This is a genomic window from Pseudomonas sp. PDM03 (assembly GCF_014852385.1).
Taxonomy (GTDB): Bacteria; Pseudomonadota; Gammaproteobacteria; order Pseudomonadales; family Pseudomonadaceae; genus Aquipseudomonas; species Aquipseudomonas migulae.
Map to the genome: position 1 here is coordinate 737744 of NZ_JACVBM010000001.1, position 16863 is coordinate 754606.

17 protein-coding genes are annotated in these 16863 nt (G+C 60.8%); 8 read left to right on the forward strand and 9 right to left on the reverse strand.

Annotated elements, in window-relative coordinates; translation table 11 throughout:
* Positions 1 to 16 precede the first annotated feature (16 nt).
* The 6 genes from IB254_RS03455 to IB254_RS03480 all read left to right on the forward strand — a co-directional run bounded on the left by IB254_RS03455 (position 17) and on the right by IB254_RS03480 (position 6247).
* Positions 17 to 841 (forward strand): ABC transporter substrate-binding protein, encoded by an 825-nt coding sequence (locus IB254_RS03455; RefSeq protein WP_008026483.1) that lies wholly within the window; start codon positions 17 to 19, stop codon positions 839 to 841.
* Positions 842 to 981: 140 nt separating this feature from the next.
* Positions 982 to 1824 (forward strand): polysaccharide deacetylase family protein, encoded by an 843-nt coding sequence (locus IB254_RS03460; RefSeq protein ID WP_192416411.1) that lies wholly within the window; start codon positions 982 to 984, stop codon positions 1822 to 1824.
* A complete protein-coding gene (locus IB254_RS03465) occupies positions 1817 to 2704 on the forward strand; it encodes a polysaccharide deacetylase family protein (protein WP_192416412.1) in 888 nt (295 codons plus the stop codon). The genes IB254_RS03460 and IB254_RS03465 overlap by 8 nt, the downstream gene beginning before the upstream one ends.
* Positions 2701 to 4050 carry an MmgE/PrpD family protein gene (locus IB254_RS03470; protein ID WP_192416413.1) on the forward strand — a complete coding sequence of 450 codons (1350 nt, stop codon included), beginning with the start codon at positions 2701 to 2703 and terminating at the stop codon, positions 4048 to 4050. Before IB254_RS03465 ends, IB254_RS03470 begins: the two co-directional genes overlap by 4 nt.
* A gap of 151 nt (positions 4051 to 4201) precedes the next feature.
* A complete protein-coding gene (locus IB254_RS03475; protein WP_008026490.1) occupies positions 4202 to 5380 on the forward strand; it encodes an MFS transporter in 1179 nt (392 codons plus the stop codon).
* 159 nt (positions 5381 to 5539) lie between these two features.
* Positions 5540 to 6247, forward strand: a complete 708-nt coding sequence (locus IB254_RS03480) for an HPP family protein (protein WP_192416414.1) — start codon at positions 5540 to 5542, stop codon at positions 6245 to 6247.
* Positions 6248 to 6298: 51 nt separating this feature from the next.
* Here the strand turns inward: IB254_RS03480 and astA are convergent, their stop codons facing one another.
* The 7 genes from astA to IB254_RS03515 all read right to left on the reverse strand — a co-directional run bounded on the left by astA (position 6299) and on the right by IB254_RS03515 (position 12121).
* The gene (astA, locus tag IB254_RS03485; RefSeq protein ID WP_192416415.1) at positions 6299 to 7333 is read right to left on the reverse strand and encodes an arginine N-succinyltransferase; all 1035 of its coding nucleotides are present in this window, start codon (positions 7331 to 7333) and stop codon (positions 6299 to 6301) included.
* Entirely contained in the window at positions 7330 to 8268 is a 939-nt protein-coding gene (gene ctlX / locus IB254_RS03490) for a citrulline utilization hydrolase CtlX (RefSeq protein WP_192416416.1), read from the reverse strand. The genes astA and ctlX overlap by 4 nt, the downstream gene beginning before the upstream one ends.
* Positions 8269 to 8528: 260 nt before the next feature.
* Positions 8529 to 9008, reverse strand: coding sequence for an Lrp/AsnC family transcriptional regulator (locus IB254_RS03495; protein ID WP_008026500.1), 480 nt, complete (start codon positions 9006 to 9008; stop codon positions 8529 to 8531).
* A gap of 12 nt (positions 9009 to 9020) precedes the next feature.
* The gene (locus IB254_RS03500; protein ID WP_008038375.1) at positions 9021 to 9782 is read right to left on the reverse strand and encodes an ABC transporter ATP-binding protein; all 762 of its coding nucleotides are present in this window, start codon (positions 9780 to 9782) and stop codon (positions 9021 to 9023) included.
* A 51-nt stretch (positions 9783 to 9833) separates the two neighbouring features.
* Positions 9834 to 10544: an ABC transporter permease gene (locus IB254_RS03505; protein ID WP_008026504.1), complete on the reverse strand. Its 711-nt coding sequence runs from the start codon at positions 10542 to 10544 to the stop codon at positions 9834 to 9836.
* Positions 10541 to 11266 carry an ABC transporter permease gene (locus tag IB254_RS03510; RefSeq protein ID WP_192416417.1) on the reverse strand — a complete coding sequence of 242 codons (726 nt, stop codon included), beginning with the start codon at positions 11264 to 11266 and terminating at the stop codon, positions 10541 to 10543. Before IB254_RS03510 ends, IB254_RS03505 begins: the two co-directional genes overlap by 4 nt.
* A gap of 75 nt (positions 11267 to 11341) precedes the next feature.
* The gene (locus IB254_RS03515; protein ID WP_008026508.1) at positions 11342 to 12121 is read right to left on the reverse strand and encodes a transporter substrate-binding domain-containing protein; all 780 of its coding nucleotides are present in this window, start codon (positions 12119 to 12121) and stop codon (positions 11342 to 11344) included.
* A 448-nt stretch (positions 12122 to 12569) separates the two neighbouring features.
* Between IB254_RS03515 and IB254_RS03520 the strand changes: the two genes are divergently transcribed.
* The gene (locus tag IB254_RS03520; RefSeq protein WP_192416418.1) at positions 12570 to 13676 is read left to right on the forward strand and encodes an enoyl-CoA hydratase/isomerase family protein; all 1107 of its coding nucleotides are present in this window, start codon (positions 12570 to 12572) and stop codon (positions 13674 to 13676) included.
* 3 nt (positions 13677 to 13679) lie between these two features.
* The gene (locus IB254_RS03525) at positions 13680 to 14831 is read left to right on the forward strand and encodes an acyl-CoA dehydrogenase family protein (RefSeq protein ID WP_192416419.1); all 1152 of its coding nucleotides are present in this window, start codon (positions 13680 to 13682) and stop codon (positions 14829 to 14831) included.
* Between the two features lie 115 nt (positions 14832 to 14946).
* Here IB254_RS03525 and IB254_RS03530 read toward each other — a convergent pair whose 3' ends face one another.
* Together IB254_RS03530 and IB254_RS03535 are read right to left on the reverse strand one after the other, a co-directional pair.
* Complete coding sequence (locus tag IB254_RS03530; RefSeq protein WP_192416420.1) at positions 14947 to 15720, reverse strand: enoyl-CoA hydratase; 774 nt, start codon at positions 15718 to 15720, stop codon at positions 14947 to 14949.
* A 13-nt stretch (positions 15721 to 15733) separates the two neighbouring features.
* Positions 15734 to 16861: an acyl-CoA dehydrogenase gene (locus IB254_RS03535; RefSeq protein ID WP_008026517.1), complete on the reverse strand. Its 1128-nt coding sequence runs from the start codon at positions 16859 to 16861 to the stop codon at positions 15734 to 15736.
* Between the last annotated feature and the right edge of the window lie 2 nt (positions 16862 to 16863).

Sequence of the window (16863 nt, forward strand, 5' to 3'; positions counted from 1 at the left end):
ACATAAGAGAACGACCATGAAGAACATCGTAATCCCAGCAGTACTCGCAGGCCTGATGGCTTCCAGCGTCAGCTTCGCTGCCGAATTGCCGGCCAGCATCAAGGAAAAAGGCGAGATCGTCGTCGCGATCATGCCGAACTACCCGCCGATGGATTTCAAGGACCCGGCCACCAATACCCTCACCGGTGTGGACGTTGATCTGGGCAACGCCCTGGCCGAACGTCTGGGCGTGAAGATCAAATGGCAGGAAACCGGCTTCGAGCAAATGATCAACGCCCTGACCACCGACCGCGTCGACATGGTGCTGTCGGGCATGACCGACACCAAAGAGCGTCAGGCCAGCGTGACCTTCGTCGACTATTTCACCAGCGGTCCACAGTTCTACACCCTGCAGAAGAACAAGGACTTCAACGAAATCACCGACCTGTGCGGCAAGAAAGTCGGCACCAGCCGCCGGACCACGTTCCCGGCGGAAATCGCTGAATACAGCAAGGCCAACTGCGAAGCCGCCGGCAAACCGGCCATCGTGGTGATCGGCACCGAAGGCTCGGCGGACGCCCGTGCGCAACTGCGTCAGAGCCGTATCGATGCCGCGATGCAAGGCAGCGAGACCTTGTCGTACCTGAAGACTCAGGAAAAGGACATGTACAAAACGGTCGGCCAGCCGATTTCCGTGCAGTTCTCCGGCATGGGCCTGAGCAACAAAAAGCCTGAGCTGAGCGAAGCGGTGAAGGTTGCTTTGCAGAGCATGATCGATGACGGCAGCTATCAGACCATCCTGAAAAAATGGGACCTGGAGCTGGGCGCAATCAAGACGGCAACCATCAACGCCGGCAAGTAATGCTTGCCCTGTAGGAGCCAGCTAGCTGGCGATAGCGGTGGATCAGTCGCTATGAATGTTGACTGACACACCGCCATCGCCGGCAAGCCGGCTCCTACAGGTTTGGTTGCGTTTCGACTATTGAGAACGGAGCACCAACGATGTCGTCCTCCCCAACCTGGCCCGACCAGCACAAGGCCTGCCTTGCCCTGGCCTTCGACCTCGACGGCCCCACCGGCGATGCGATGCTCAACGGCTCGATCTGGCACAAGCCCGAGTACTTCGGTTTTGGTGGTTACGGCCCTTATCGGGCGTTGCCACGGATTCTCGACCTGCTCGACGAATTCCGCATCCCGACCACGTTTTTCGTTCCGGCCTGGGTCGTGGAGAACTGGCCGAAACAGTGCCAGGCGATTGTCGAGCGCGGGCATGAAGTGGCGTACCACGGCTACAAACACGAATCCTTTTACGCCCTGACGCTGGACCAGCAAAAGGACGTAATGAAGAAATCCCGCGAGGTGTTCTGGAAACGCCTGAACATCCGCGCCGAAGGTTTCCGCACGCCGTCCGGCGACTGGCGCGCCGAGACCCCGGCGATGCTGGTGGAAGCCGGCGTGACCTACTCCAGCAGCATGCGCGGCGACGACCGACCGTATCTGGTGAACGTGCCGGGGTTCGACACGCCGTTGGTGGAAATACCCGGTCGCTGGGAAATGGACGACTACGCCTCCCTCGCCTACACCCGCGCGCCGGACTTTCCTTCGGGACTGGACCGCACGGCCAGCTACGAGCTGACTCTGGACAACTGGTGCCGCGAGTACGATGGCGCCATGAATGAAGGGTTGTGCCTGACCACCCTGTTCCACCCCAAGATCACCGGCAAACCGGGACGCATCCTGTTGCTGGAAAAACTGTTCGAACACATGCGTCAGCGCGACGACGTGTGGTTTGCCACTTGCCGCGACGTCGCCCAGTGGTGGCTGAAGGAGCATCACCATGGCTGATTCCATCGTCTGGCCCGACGGCTATCGCTGCGCGGTGGTGCTGACCGTCGATTACAACGACATTCACGGGATTCTCACCCAGGCGCCGGAAGTCGCCGGGCGCGACAAGACACTGTCTGTATGGCGTTACGGCAGCCAGCGCGGCGTCGAGCGTCTGCTGGGTTTGTTCAAGGAGCTGGGGGTTCGCAGCAGCTGGTTTGTCCCCGGTATCGTCGCCGAAGAAAACCCCGAACACCTTCAGGCGATTCAGACCGGTGGGCATGAAATTGCCTGCGCCGGGTATCGCCATCAAAACTACGACACCCTCGATCTGGCGCAGCAGAGTGCCGAAATTGCCGCCGGCTGCGAGGCTTTGCAAGCATTGACCGGCCAGCGCCCGACGGGGTTTCGCATCCCCGCTGGCAATGGCGCGCCGGGGTTCATCGAGGCGCTGAGGGATCAAGGCATTCATTGGTCATCCTCGTGGCGCGGCGATGATTTGCCGTTCGCGCATCCCACTGCGCCGCAGGTGATTGAACTGCCCTTGCACTACGAGCTGGAAGACGAACCCTACTTCGCGTTCAACCTGAGCCCAGCGGTGCCGCCGGCGCAATCGCGGATCGCTTCTTACAGCCACACCCTGGGCAACCTGCAAATGGACTTCGCCGGGTTTCACCGCTTCGGGCTGTGTTACGTGCTGCGTTTGCACCCGGAAATCATTGCTACACCGGGGCGGATCGGCGTGTTGCGCGAATTGCTGCAGGGTATTCAGCAACACAACGACGTGTGGATCGCCACCGGAGCCGAAGTCGCTCAGTGGTGGGCCGATTCCGCGACGCCTGTGACCGAGGATCACCCGGCGTCAGTGTACGAACGGCATTATCGGGACTACCTCCTATGACCGAGCGCTTGCAACGACTGGCGCAGTTTTGCGTCGACACACGATTTGAAGACTTGCCCCCGGCACTGGTTGCACAAGCCAAACGGCACATTCTCGACACCTTTGGCGCGACGCTGGCCGGGGCTGATAGCGATGTGGCGAAACAGGCGCGCCTGGTGTTCGCGGGTGAAATCGGCGGCACGCGGGTCTGGGGCGCGGACCTGCGGGTCGGCGCCGCTCAGGCTGCGATGCTCAACGGCGTCGCCGCGCATGCGCTGGAACTGGACGACACCGGTGGCTGTGACCATTCCGGCGCGGTGGTGCTGCCGGCGGTGATGGCCGCTGTTTCGATGTGCACGCGGCCTGTCAGTGGTCGCGAGTTCATCACGGCGGTGGTCATCGGTTACGAAGTCGGCCGCCGCGTGCTCGAAGCCTGTGGTGGTTATTCGGCGCACAACGGCGCCGGCTGGCATTCCACCGCCACCTGCGGTGTGTTTGGCGCGGCAGCGGCAAGTGCACGCATCCTGGGTTTGAACGCCGGACAAATGCTCTCGGCACTGGGCATTGCCGGCAGTTTCAGCGGCGGCTTGTGGGCCTTCATCCACGACGGCTCGCAGAGTAAAAAACTGCACAGCGGGCGCGCCGCCGAAGGTGGGTTGCTGGCAGCACGGTTTGCGCAGCAAGGCATCACCGGGCCGTCGAAGCTGTTCGATGATGTCTGGGGTGGTTTTCTGAAAACCCTGGCCGGCGAGACGGCACAACCCGAGGCGCTGGATGCCGACCTGGGTGTCGTGTGGAAGCTCGCCCGCTGTTCGATCAAGCCGTTCGCCTCGTGCCGTGGCACGCATTCGGCCATCGACGCGTTGGGGTTGTTGCTGGATCAACTGCAGGTGGATGTTGATCAGGTTGAAGACCTTGAGGTTTCGCTGTGCGGGTTTCTGCAGGACATGTGCGGCGCTCAGGAAGTGAGCAGCCTCGCGGCGGCGCAGATGAGTTTGCCGTACGCCCTCGCCGCACGCCTGGTTCATGGGCATTGCCGGCTGGAGGCGTATGACGACGAACAACGGCGTGTTCCGCAGATTGCGCTGTGGATGTCGCGCATTCGTCTTGTAGTGGACCCGCAACTGTCAGAGGATGGCGAGCCCGTGGTGAGCGTGCGGACGGTGGACGGTCGGCAGGCCAGCCTGTGCGTCGACCCGCCACTGGGTGCGCCGGGTAATCCGTTGAGTGATGACGCGCTGGAACAGAAGTTTTTCAGTTTGGCGGTGCGGGTGATGCCGAGGTTGCAGGCTGAAGAGTTGGTCGGGCAGTTGTGGCGGTTGGAACAGCTTGAGTCGGTTGCTGTGCTGGATCGGTGGTTGAGTTGAGTAATGCGGTGGCTGATCTGGCCTCTTCGCGAGCAGGCTCGCTCCCACAGGGGAACGCATTCCAAATGTGGGAGCGAGCCTGCTCGCGATTGGGCACGACTCGGTACATCGCCGAACACCCTGAAATCTGAATAAGGACATTTGCCCCACCGTGGCCACTTACTCGCTTGTTATCCGCCGGTTGATGATCGTATCGCTGACCATCGTCGTCAGCCGCGCCATCACCAGCCCGTTGCTCACGTTGTTCCTGAGCAACAAACTGGGCCTCAACCAACAGGACGTTGGCTTGCTGCTGGGCATCGCGGTGTTCATCGCCACCCTGCTCGCGCTCTACGGCGGCTACATCATCGACCGCCTCGAAAAACGCCGGCTGCTGATCCTCGCCATGCTCTCCAGCGCCATCGGTTTCGTGTTGCTGACCTTCGCCGAAAACCTCTACCTGACCACCTTGACCCTGGTGATCACCGAAACCGCTTCGGCGCTGTTCCTGATCGGCTCGAAGGCGATCCTCAGCGAAAACCTGCCCATGGGCCAGCGCGCCAAGGCCTTTTCCCTGCGTTACACCCTGACCAACATCGGTTATGCCACGGGGCCGATGCTCGGCGTGGTCATCGCCGGTGTCTACCCGATTGCGCCGTTCCTGATTGCCGGCGGCATTGCGTTTTTCAGCATCTTTTTGATGAGCGGGATCCCGAAAGATTCGAGCCAGACACCCGCGATCGGCCAGCCGCAAAGCTTTCTGAAAACCCTGATCACCCTGAAAAACGACCGCACGCTGATCATGTTCACCTGCGGCTGCCTGCTCAGCACCGTGGTCCATGGGCGCTTCACCCTGTACCTGTCGCAATACCTGCTGGTGACCCAGGATTCCAAACGCGCCCTGGAAACCATGGCCGCCCTGCTCGCTTGTAACGCCATCAGCGTGATCCTGCTGCAATACCAGATCGGCCGTTTCCTCAAGCGTGAACAACTGCGCTACTGGATTGCCGGCGGCACCAGCCTGTTCATCCTCGGCCTGATCGGCTTCAGCCTGGCGGATAGCCTGGTGTCGTGGTGCATCGCGATGTTCATCTTCACCCTCGGCGAAATGATCATTTACCCCGCCGAATTCCTGTTCGTCGACACCCTGGCCCCGGAAGAACTGCGCGGCAGTTACTACGGAGCCCAAAACCTGGCGGCTTTGGGCGGTGCCCTCAGCCCGGTGATTTGCGGTTTCCTGTTGATGCACACCCCGGCGCCGACGATGTTTTATGCCCTGAGCGCGCTGACCGCCATGGGCGGTTTCCTGTGTTTCATGAGCGGACGCCGGGTGGCTTTACAGCAAAATTAATGCACTGAAACTGCATTAATATGAATTTGTCTCCGTCTGGAATGAGCGGCACACTGTGCCTCGTTCCTCCCCCAATAGTTGGAACGACTTCAAGGGCTTTCTGGGTATCCCAGCTAAGCCTTTTTTTTGCCTCGACTTTTGCAACGGACCATTCACCTCATGTTTGCTCGCTGGTTCCCCGCCGCCATCAATACCCGACCTTCTGAATGGAGCCGCGCCGCCATCGGCATGGCCCTCGGTACGATGTTCAGCGTCTGGCTGTGCTCACAGGTTTTCGGCATCGAAGTGGCGCAGCACCTGATCGGTCCGCTGGGCGCCTCGGCAGTGCTGTTGTTCGCGGTGTCCTCCGGCGCATTGGCACAACCCTGGTCGATTCTCGGCGGTTACTTGAGCGCAGGGGTGATCGCATTGTTGGTCGCCCACGTGCTCGGGCGAACCCTTGGCAGTGCTTGCCTGGCCGCGGGCATGTCGCTGATCCTGATGTGCTGGCTGCGTTGCCTGCATCCGCCGGCCGGTGCCTTGGCGTTGCTGTTGGTATTGGCAGACCCGGCGACCATCGCGCTGGACTGGAAAGCCCTCGGCCCGGTAATGCTCGGCGCCTCGACGATGTTGCTCAGCGCGCTGGCGTACAACAACCTGACGCGCATTCGTTACCCAAGACGCGCCAGTGAACCGGTGGCGATGGTGCCGGCCGATCACCCGCCCATCGACAGCCAGGCGATCACTGCCCAGGATCTGAAACGGGCGCTGGCGGACATGGAAGCTTTCTTTGACGTCACGCCCGAAGACCTTGAGCAGTTGATTCAAGCCAGTGAGTTGCATGCCAAACGGCGCAGTATCACTGAAGTCCTTAGCCGCAGAACCTGACACCCTACAGAACCCTTCAGGAGCGAGCAGTCTCGCTCCTGAAGGTTCGAGTCACGCCGCAGATAATTGCTTGGCCGGCACCGCCAGACTCACCGCCCGCACCGATGCCCCGGCACTCAACCCCAGTGTTTTTGCGGTCTGCGCATCGACAATCAACGTGCCCGCCGCTACCCGCGCCGGAGCTGCGGTAATCCGGCACTCGGCAAACTGGCGGTTGTGAATCAGGTAAGTCGCCGCCTGTTCTCCGGGGGTGCCAATGCTCAATTGCAGCACCTGACTGTCACGCACCGCGCGGATGTCGGCGGTGGCACATTCAATCAGCGGCCCGCCGTCGAAAATGTCGATGTAGTCGCGGTGTTCGAATCCTTCCGCCTGAAGCATGCCCAGCGCCGGCTCGGTGTTGGGATGGACGCGGCCAATCACCGAGCGCGCCGCTTCCGGCAACAGGCAGGTCGGCAGCGGAAATTTGGGCATTAGTTCCGCAATGAAGGTCTTGTTGCCCAGGCCGGTGAGGTAATCGGCATCGGCAAAGTCCATCTTGAAAAAGTGCCGCCCCAGTCCTTCCCAGAACGGTGAAACGCCTGCTTCGTCCGAGTAGCCGCGCATCTCTGCAATGACCTTGTCGCCGAAGTGCTGACGGAACTCTGCGAGAAACAGGAACCGCGCCTTCGACAACAAACGCCCGTTCAGGCCGCTGCGGTGATCGGCGTGCAAGAACAGAGAGCACAACTCCGATTGCCCGGTCATGTCGTTACCCAGGAACAGCGTCGGCAGTTGTTGATTGATCCCGAGGTTTTTCGACGCTGCGACAAACAAGCCCATTCGATAGTTGTACCAGGGCTCGCGCAGGCCGACGGCACCGGCCAGCGCACAAATACCGATCGCCTCTTTCTGGTCATTCTCCAGCACAAACAAGTAGTCGGCATCGGCACGCTCGGCGTCGCCGGCAAAGGTTTTCGCGGCCCATTCCAGACGCTGGCGCAAACGCGGCGCATCGGCAGGCAAGGTGGTCAAACCGGTCCCGGCGCTATGGGCCAGGGCCAGGAGTGCCGGCAGGTCAGCCGGTGTGGCGGGACGGACGATCATCGCACTTGCTCCTTGGCAGTCAGGTGTTTGGGCAGGAATACTTCGGCCAACATGCAGCGGGAGCTGCCGCCGCCGATGCGTTCGATGGTGTCGATGTTCACCGGCAGCGGCGTGGTGTGGGCTTCAATCAACCGACGCTGGCGGGTGTCCAACGCTTGCCAGGCGGTACGTGACATCACCAGCACGGGGTCGCCCGCACTGCTTTGAACTTCCAGCATGTTGCCGGCAAAGGATTCCAACTGGCTCCAGTTCAGCGCGATGACTTGCTTGCCGCTGTCTTCCAGCCGCGAGCGCAGGGCCAGGCGTTCGCTCGGGTTCGTGACCGATGCCAGGCAGGCAATGGCCAGCCGCGTACCGACGCTCATCATCACGTTAGTGTGATAAATCGCGACGCCCTGACGGTCTTCCGCCGTGAACGCGCACAGCTCGTAACCCAGATGGTCGACCACCTGATCCAGCGCCCGGGCGTGAGTGCGGGTGGAATAGCCGGCGTAGCAAATCCGCTGCTGACGATCCAGCACCATGCTGCCGGTGCCTTCAAGGAAGACTTCCTGCTGTTCGAGGCTGGAAAGGTCCAGCAACTGCTCGACCCGGTATTCGTCGCGCAGCCAGTCGAGCACACCTTTATCCCGCTCCAGGCGCCGGTTGTGGCCCTGCATCGGATACAGCACCAACGTGCCGTCGGGGTGGCTGCTCCACCAGTTGTTGGGAAAGATCGAGTCTGGCGTGTGTGGGGCTTCAAGGTCGTTGTGCACAAGGACCTCGACGCCTTGCCCGCGCAGTGCGGCAACGTAGCCGTCGAACTCTTGCAGGGCCTTGAGCTGAACCTCTTCGGACACGGCTGCCGGGCGCTGAAAACGGTTGTTCGCCGCCGTGTCCTGATTGAAAGAGAAACGTGTCGGGCGAATCATCAAAACGGTATTGGTGGTTTGCATGGGCACAGATTCAATGAGGGTTGAGAGAGGCTCATTGTCTGTTTCGGGAGCGGGAAAACCCGGTTGATAACGGGGTTGGTGGTGAGGAAAACGGCTGAAGATTCAGGCCCCTCCAGCCGATTCGGCAAACACCCAGAACCACTGTGGGAGCGAGACCGGCTTGCCGGCGATTGCGGTGTGTCAGACAACATTATTGCTGAATGACATACCGCAATCGCCGGCAAGCCGGTCTCGCTCCCACAAGGGAACTTCGGTGTTTATTACTCCATCGTGGTCTTGACCATCGCCAGTTCCGGGTGGCTGACCAGTTTGTCGATGTGCAGCTCCGGGTCGTCGAACCAGACTTCGGTCAGCACCCGGTAATGTTCCATGTCGCGGCAACGCATGCGCAGGCTGTAGTCGAACGCGCCGCTGATCAAGCGACATTCCAGCACCTGCGGGCAAGCACGGACCTTGGCTTCGAAGGCTTTTTGCGCCGCCCGCCCGCTCTGGTTCGACAGCGCCACCAACACCAGCAAAGACAGCCCCGGTGTCAGTTTTTTCTCATCGAGGATCGCCCCGTAACCGCGAATGACCCCCAGCTGCTCAAGCTTGCGCACCCGTTCCAGGCATGGCCTGGGGGTCAGGTGCACGCGTTCCGAAAGCTTTTGGTAAGTGATGCGCCCTTCATGGCGCAGCACTTCAATGATTGCCTGATCGATACGATCAAGCACGATCGACAGATCGCGGATGTCCGCCATGTACGTCTTGCCTCACTTCAAACGACCCGATAGGAATTGCTGCAAACGTTCACTGTTTGGCCGGTCGAGGATCGTCGCATCACCCTGCTCCTCGACCCGCCCCTGATGCAAGAACAACACCTGGCTCGACACCTGCCGGGCAAAGCCCATTTCATGGGTCACCATCAACATGGTCCGGCCTTCTTCCGCCAGTGCCTGAATCACCTTGAGCACTTCGCCGACCAACTCCGGATCAAGGGCCGAGGTCGGCTCGTCGAACAGCAGAATTTCCGGCTCCACCGCCAGCGCCCGGGCAATCGCCACCCGTTGTTGCTGGCCGCCGGAGAGAAACGCCGGGTATTGATCGGCGACTCGCTGCGGCAAGCCGACCTTGTCCAGATAAGCCCGTGCACTTTCCTCAGCCGCCTTGCGGCTGATGCCCAGCACCCGGCACGGTGCGAGCACGATGTTTTCCAGGACGGTCAGGTGACTCCACAAGTTGAAATGCTGGAACACCATCGCCAGACGCGTGCGCAAACGCTGCAACTGTGCCGGATGGGCGACGCGCATACCACCCGCGCCCGGGCGAGTGATGACCCGTTCGCCGTCGAGTTCGATGGCGCCCTCGTCCGCCCGTTCCAGAAAATTGATGCAACGCAGCATGGTGCTTTTGCCTGAACCGCTGGCGCCGATCATGCTCACCACGTCCCCTGCCCGCGCATTCAACGAGACGCCCTTGAGCACTTCATTGTCACCAAAACGTTTATACAGATTTTCAACCGTGAGTTTGTACATGCAGACACCCCTGCTGCAGCACCCGATTCGGCGCTGCTCTGGATAAATGGATTAATGAGTCGGCCCGAGAAAGCTCAGCCAGCGCTTTTCCGCGAGGCGAAATGCGCCGACCAGGCCGAACGACAACGCGAGGTACAGCAGGCCGGCAATGCCGAACGCCTGAAAGGTCATGAAGGTCGCGGCGTTGGCGTCGCGGGCGACTTTGAGAATGTCCGGAATGGTCGCGGTGAACGCCACCGATGTCGCGTGCAGCATCAGAATCACTTCGTTGCTGTAATACGGCAGCGCCCGGCGCAACGCCGAGGGCAGGATCAGTCGCAGGTACAGGCGCCAGCCGCTCAAGCCATAAGCGTGGGCTGCCTCGATTTCACCGTAGGGAATGCTGCGGATCGCCCCGGCGAAAATTTCCACGGTATAGGCGCAAGTGTTGAGGGTGAACGCGAGCAGCGTGCAATTCATCGCGTCGCGAAAGAACGCTTCGAGCAGCGGCTGCGAGCGCACCACCGCGATGCCGTAGATCCCGCTGTAGCAAATCAGCAGCTGGATATACAGCGGCGTACCGCGAAACACGTAGGTAAACAGCTGAACCGGCCAGCGCAGCAAGCCCCAGCGCGAGGTGCGCAGGATCGCCAACGGCAACGACAGGACAAAGCCCATCGCGATGCTCGCCACCAGCAACCACAGGGTCATCGCCAGGCCAGTGAGGGTCTCGCCGTCGCTGAACAGAAAGGGTTTCCAGTATTCGGCAATCAACTCGATCATCGCGCCATCCCCCGTACGCCCTGGTTGTAACGTCGCTCCAACACACGCAAGGCGTAGTTCGACGCGCTGGTGACCAGCAGATAAAGCGCCGCCGCCATCAGCAGGAAATCGAGCATGTTGAAGGTGCTTTTACCGGCCTCTTGCGCGACCTTGACCAGGTCCGACAGGCCGATGATCGACACCAGCGCCGTGGCCTTGAGCAACACCAGCCAGTTGTTGCCCAGGCTCGGCAAGGCAAAACGCATCATTTGCGGAAACACCACGAAGCGAAACCGCTGCCAGCGGTTCAAACCGAAACACGCCGCGGCTTCCTGTTGTCCACGCGGCACGCTGAGGATCGCTCCGCGAAAGGTCTCGGTGAAATACGCGCCATAAATAAACCCGAGGGTGATAATCCCGGCCACGAACGGGTCGATTTCCATGTAAGGCCAGCCCATCGCTTCGGTCAGGCTGCTCAGCCAGCCTTGCAGGCTGTAGAAAATCAGCAGCATCAGTACCAGGTCCGGCACACCGCGAATCAAGGTGGTGTAGAAGGTTGCCGGCAGGTTCAACAGCTTCAGCGGCGACAGCTTTGCCGCCGCGCCGAGCAACCCCAGCGCCATGCTCACCAGCAGCGAGAGCGCCGACAGTTTCAACGTGACCCAGGTGCCGTGCAGCAACAATGGGCCATAGCCTTGCAGGGCCGAAACATCGAGCCCGATCAGATTCAGGAAGGAATTCACGCCAGTCACCTGTCTTGAGGCGCCCACGGTGAAACACTGTGCCGGTTCACGGCACAGTGTCTTGGGGCGCGAGGATCAGTTGTTGTAGAGGTCCAGATCGCCGAAATGCTTTTGCTGGATCTGTGCGTAGATGCCCTTGTCATGCAGGGCCTTGATGGCGGCATTGAGCATGCCTTTGAGTTCTTCGTTGTCCTTGCGTACGCCGATGGCGATTTCCGACGGCACCAACGGGTCGCTGATGCCTTCGCTGTTCTGGAAGTCAGCCCCTTGTGGCGATGTGAGAAAGCTCATCTGTGCTTGCAGCTTGTCCTGGATCGACGCATCGAGACGGCCATAAACCAGGTCGGCGTACACCTGATCCTGATTCTGATAAGCGCGCAGCTTCACGCCGCCCGGCCCCAGTTTGGCCTTGGCGTAGGTTTCCTGAATCGTGCCCTGCATGTAACCGATGGTCTTGCCCCGCAGCGACTCGGCGGTGGGCAGCAGTCCGGAGTCCTTGCGGGTGACGATGGCGGTCGGCCCGGCGTACAGACGGTCGGTGAAGTCGATCTGCTTTTTGCGCGGCTCGGTCACGGTCATCGACGATTCGATGGCGTCGAACTTGCCGGCCTTGAGGGCAGGAATCAGCCCGTCGAAATCATTGCTGACCCACACGCAAGTCAGTTTCAGCTCGGCACAGATCGCGTTGCCCAGGTCCACACCAAAGCCCTGCACGCCGCCATCGGCGGTGGTTGACTCAAAAGGCGGGTAGCTTGGGTTGACGCCGAATCGCAGCTCTTTCCATTCCTTGGCATGGGCGCCGGTGGTGCAGCACAGCAGCGCGAGTGTCGGCAAAGTCAGCCATTTGATATTCATCTTCTTGAGTCCCGATTTGTTTGGAATTATCGCGGCCTGGCGAACCGGACCGCCTTTTTGGGCAGGAACAGAGAGTCGGTGCGGCGCGAGCCGCAACAGCGTTCTTATTGTTTTGTTCGAGGGGCCGCACGTTGCGGCCTCCAGCCTGAAACCCTCGGCACAGACGGCTTCAAAAGCACGGCCAGAATGCCAACAGATAACCCGTTGCAGGTGTCGTAAGGGCCGCTACAGACGCCCCGATTGCGCTGATAAGGCTGTTTTCACAGCCGATTCGGTCGTGAGCGCGGCCCACGGTGGTCTTGAGAGGGAAATCCTTCAGCGCTATTACAAAAATGCACACGAGACCTGCACATATCCGGGTTGTACTAGGCAAATTTGCACTGTTACGATCCAGCATCGCTCGCGCGCGAGCTTCTCTATAAAGAACAATAAAAGCAGGGAGTTAGTGATGACTGCTCAGGTTTCATCGAAGTGGACTTCGTCCATGGATGCCACGCAAAACGACGTGCTGGCCGAGGTTCGCAACCATATCGGTCACCTGACCCTCAACCGCCCCGCCGGCCTCAACGCCATTACCCTCGACATGGTGCGCAATCTGCAGCGTCAGCTCGACGCCTGGGCGCAGGACTCGGACATTCACGCGGTGGTCTTGCGCGGTGCCGGCGAAAAAGCCTTTTGTGCCGGCGGCGACATCCGCTCGTTGTATGACAGCTTCAAAAACGGCGACACCCTGCACGAAGACTTCTTCGTCGAGGAATACGCCCTCGACCTCGCGATTCACCATTACCGCAAACCGGTTCTCGCCCTGATGGACGGCTTCGTCCTGGGCGGCGGCATGGGCCTGGTGCAAGGCGCCGATTTACGCGTGGTCACCGAGAAAAGCCGCCTGGCGATGCCGGAAGTGGCCATCGGTTATTTCCCTGACGTCGGCGGCAGTTACTTCCTGCCGCGCATCCCCGGTGAACTGGGGATCTACCTGGGCGTCAGCGGCGTGCAGATCCGTGCGGCGGATGCGCTCTATTGCGGCCTGGCCGACTGGTATCTGGACAGCAGCAAACTGGCGACGCTGGACGAAAAACTCGATCAGCTGGAATGGCACGACACGCCGCTCAAGGACCTGCAAGGCCTGTTGGCCCGACTCGCCGTTCAGCAACTGCCGGACGCGCCTTTGGCAGCGCTGCGCCCGGCCATCGATCACTTCTTCGCCCTGCCCGATGTGCCGAGTATTGTTGAACAACTGCGCGACGTCACGGTTGCCGACAGCCATGAATGGGCGACCACCACCGCCGACCTGCTGCAAAGCCGTTCACCGCTGGCCATGGGCGTGACCCTGGAAATGCTGCGACGCGGTCGACACCTGAGTCTGGAAGACTGTTTTGCCCTGGAGCTGCACCTGGACCGTCAGTGGTTCGAGCGCGGCGACCTGATCGAAGGCGTGCGCGCCTTGCTGATCGACAAAGACAAGACCCCGCGCTGGAACCCGCCGACCTTGCAGGCGCTGGACGCCGCACATGTCGCGAGTTTTTTCACAGGGTTTGACCGGAGCGGGAGCTGAGCCATGCACGATATCGAATTGAGCGAAGAGCAAGTCATGATCCGCGATATGGCCCGGGACTTTGCCCATGGCGAAATCGCGCCGCACGCGCAAGCCTGGGAAAAGGCCGGCTGGATCGACGACGGTCTGGTGGCGAAGATGGGCGAGCTGGGGCTGCTGGGCATGGTGGTGCCCGAGGAATGGGGCGGCACTTATGTCGATTACGTCGCCTACGCCCTGGCGGTGGAAGAGATTTCCGCCGGCGACGGTGCCACGGGTGCACTGATGAGCATCCACAATTCCGTGGGTTGCGGGCCGGTCATGAACTACGGCACCGACGAACAGAAACAGACCTGGTTGCCGGATCTGGCCAGCGGCAAGGCCATCGGCTGCTTCTGCCTGACCGAGCCGCAAGCCGGTTCCGAGGCGCATAACCTGCGCACCCGCGCCGAACTGCGCGACGGCCAGTGGGTGATCAACGGCGCCAAGCAATTCGTCAGCAACGGCAAGCGGGCGAAACTGGCGATTGTGTTTGCCGTGACCGATCCGGACCTGGGCAAGCGTGGTATCTCGGCGTTTCTGGTGCCGACCGATACCGCCGGTTTCATCGTTGATCGCACCGAACACAAGATGGGCATTCGCGCCTCCGATACCTGCGCAGTGACCCTGAGCAACTGCATCATTGCCGAAGCCAATCTGTTGGGTGAACGCGGTAAAGGCCTGGCCATCGCCCTCTCCAACCTCGAAGGCGGACGCATCGGCATCGCCGCGCAGGCCTTGGGTATCGCGCGTGCCGCATTCGAAGCGGCGCTGGCCTACTCCCGTGATCGCGTGCAGTTCGCCAAGCCGATCATCGAGCACCAGAGCATCGCCAATATGCTGGCCGACATGCACATGCAACTCAACGCTGCACGGTTGATGATCCTGCATGCCGCGCGGTTGCGCAGTGCGGGCAAGCCATGCCTGTCGGAAGCTTCGCAGGCCAAGCTGTTTGCCTCGGAAATGGCTGAGAAGGTCTGCTCGTCAGCGATGCAGATCCATGGCGGGTACGGGTATCTGGAGGATTACCCGGTGGAGCGTTACTACCGGGATGCGCGGATCACGCAGATTTATGAAGGATCGAGCGAGATTCAGCGGATGGTGATTGCGCGAGAGTTGAAGAATTATCTGGTTTGAAGCCTAAAAGCATCGCGAGCAGGCTCACTCCCACACTTGACCGCATTTCTCCTGAAGAAACCTGGTCGAATGTGGGAGCGAGCCTGCTCGCGATGGCGTCCGCCAGGACACCGCATTACTTACCGACGAACTCCGCCTCACGCTTGGCAATAAACGCCGCCATCCCTTCCTTCTGATCCTGCGTCGCAAACGCCGCATGGAACACCCGACGCTCAAAACGCACGCCTTCCGACAGGCTCACTTCGAAGGCGCGGTTGACGCTTTCCTTGACCATCATCGCAATCGGCAGCGACTTCTTGGCGATCAGCGCGGCGACCTTCAGCGCTTCTTCCAGCAATTCATCCGCCGGAACGATCCGCGCGACGATCCCGCAACGCTCTGCTTCCACGGCATCGATCAAACGGCCGCTCAGGCACATTTCCATCGCCTTGGCTTTACCGACCGCGCGAGTCAGGCGCTGGGTGCCGCCCATGCCCGGCAACACGCCGAGGTTGATTTCCGGTTGGCCGAACCGGGCGTTATCGCCGGCCAGGATGAAGTCGCACATCAACGCCAGTTCACAACCACCGCCCAGGGCAAAACCGTTCACAGCAGCGATGATCGGCTTGCGGCGGTTGGCCACGCGGTCGCTGTCGCTGAACAGATCGTCGAGGTAGATCTGCGGGTAGGTCAGCTCAGCCATTTCCTTGATGTCGGCACCGGCGGCGAAGGCTTTTTTCGAGCCGGTCAGCACGATGCAACCGATGTTCGAATCGGATTCCAGGCCATCGAGGGCGTGGTTCAGTTCGCTGACGATCTGCGCGTTCAACGCGTTCAGCGCCTGCGGACGGTTCAGGGTGATCAGGCCGACACGGCCGTGGGTTTCCAGCAAAATCGTTTCGTAACTCACAATGGACTCCTTCTTAAAGACTGCGCGAAATGACCATGCGCTGAATATCGCTGGTGCCTTCGTAGATCTGGCATACCCGCACGTCGCGGTAGATCCGCTCCAGCGGGAAGTCGTTCAGGTAACCGTAACCGCCGAGGGTTTGCAATGCAGCAGAGCAGACCTTTTCGGCCATTTCCGAGGCGAACAGTTTGGCCATGGACGCTTCGACCAACGCCGGTTTGCCGCTGTCACGCAGCGCGGCGGCGTAATGCACCATTTGCCGGGCGACGGCGATCTGGGTCGCCATGTCCGCGAGGCGGAACGCGACGGCTTGATGCTCGATGATCGGTTTGCCGAAACTCTCGCGCTCACGGGCGTAATCCCGCGCCGCTTCAAACGCGGCTCGGGCCATGCCCACCGATTGCGAAGCGATGCCGACGCGACCGCCTTCGAGGTTGGCCAGGGCAATTCGATAGCCTTCGCCCTCCTCGCCCAAGCGGTTGGCCACCGGCACTTTCACGTCTTCGAACAGAATCTGGCAGGTGTCGGACGCATGCTGGCCGAGTTTGTCTTCGACGCGGGCGACTTTGTAGCCCGGTGAATCGGTGGGCACGATCAGTGCGGTGATCCCGCGTTTACCGGCGCTCGGGTCCGTCACTGCAAACACGATCACCACACCGGCGTTCTGCCCGGAGGTGATGAACTGTTTGCAACCGTTCAGGACGTAATGATCGCCTTCCAGGCGCGCACGGGTTTTCAGGCCGCTGGCATCGGAGCCGGCCTGCGGTTCGGTCAGGGCGAAAGCGCCGAGCATTGCACCGCTGGCCAACGGTTTGAGAAAGCGTTCTTTCTGGTCGTCGTTGCCGTAGTTGAGGATCGGCACGCAGCCGACCGAGTTGTGCACGCTCATGATGGTCGAGCAGGCGCCGTCGCCGGCGGCGATTTCTTCCAGGGCCATGGCGTAGGCCAGGTAACCGGTGTCGCACCCGCCCCATTGTTCGGGCACCAGCATGCCGAAGAAGCCCAGTTCAGCCATTTCGCCGATGGCTTCCTTGGGGAAACGGTGCTCACGGTCCCATTCGGCGGCGAACGGTTTCAGCCGTTCCTGGGCAAACTGCCGGGCCGCTTCGCTGATCTGCAGTTGTTCGTCATTGGGAATCATGG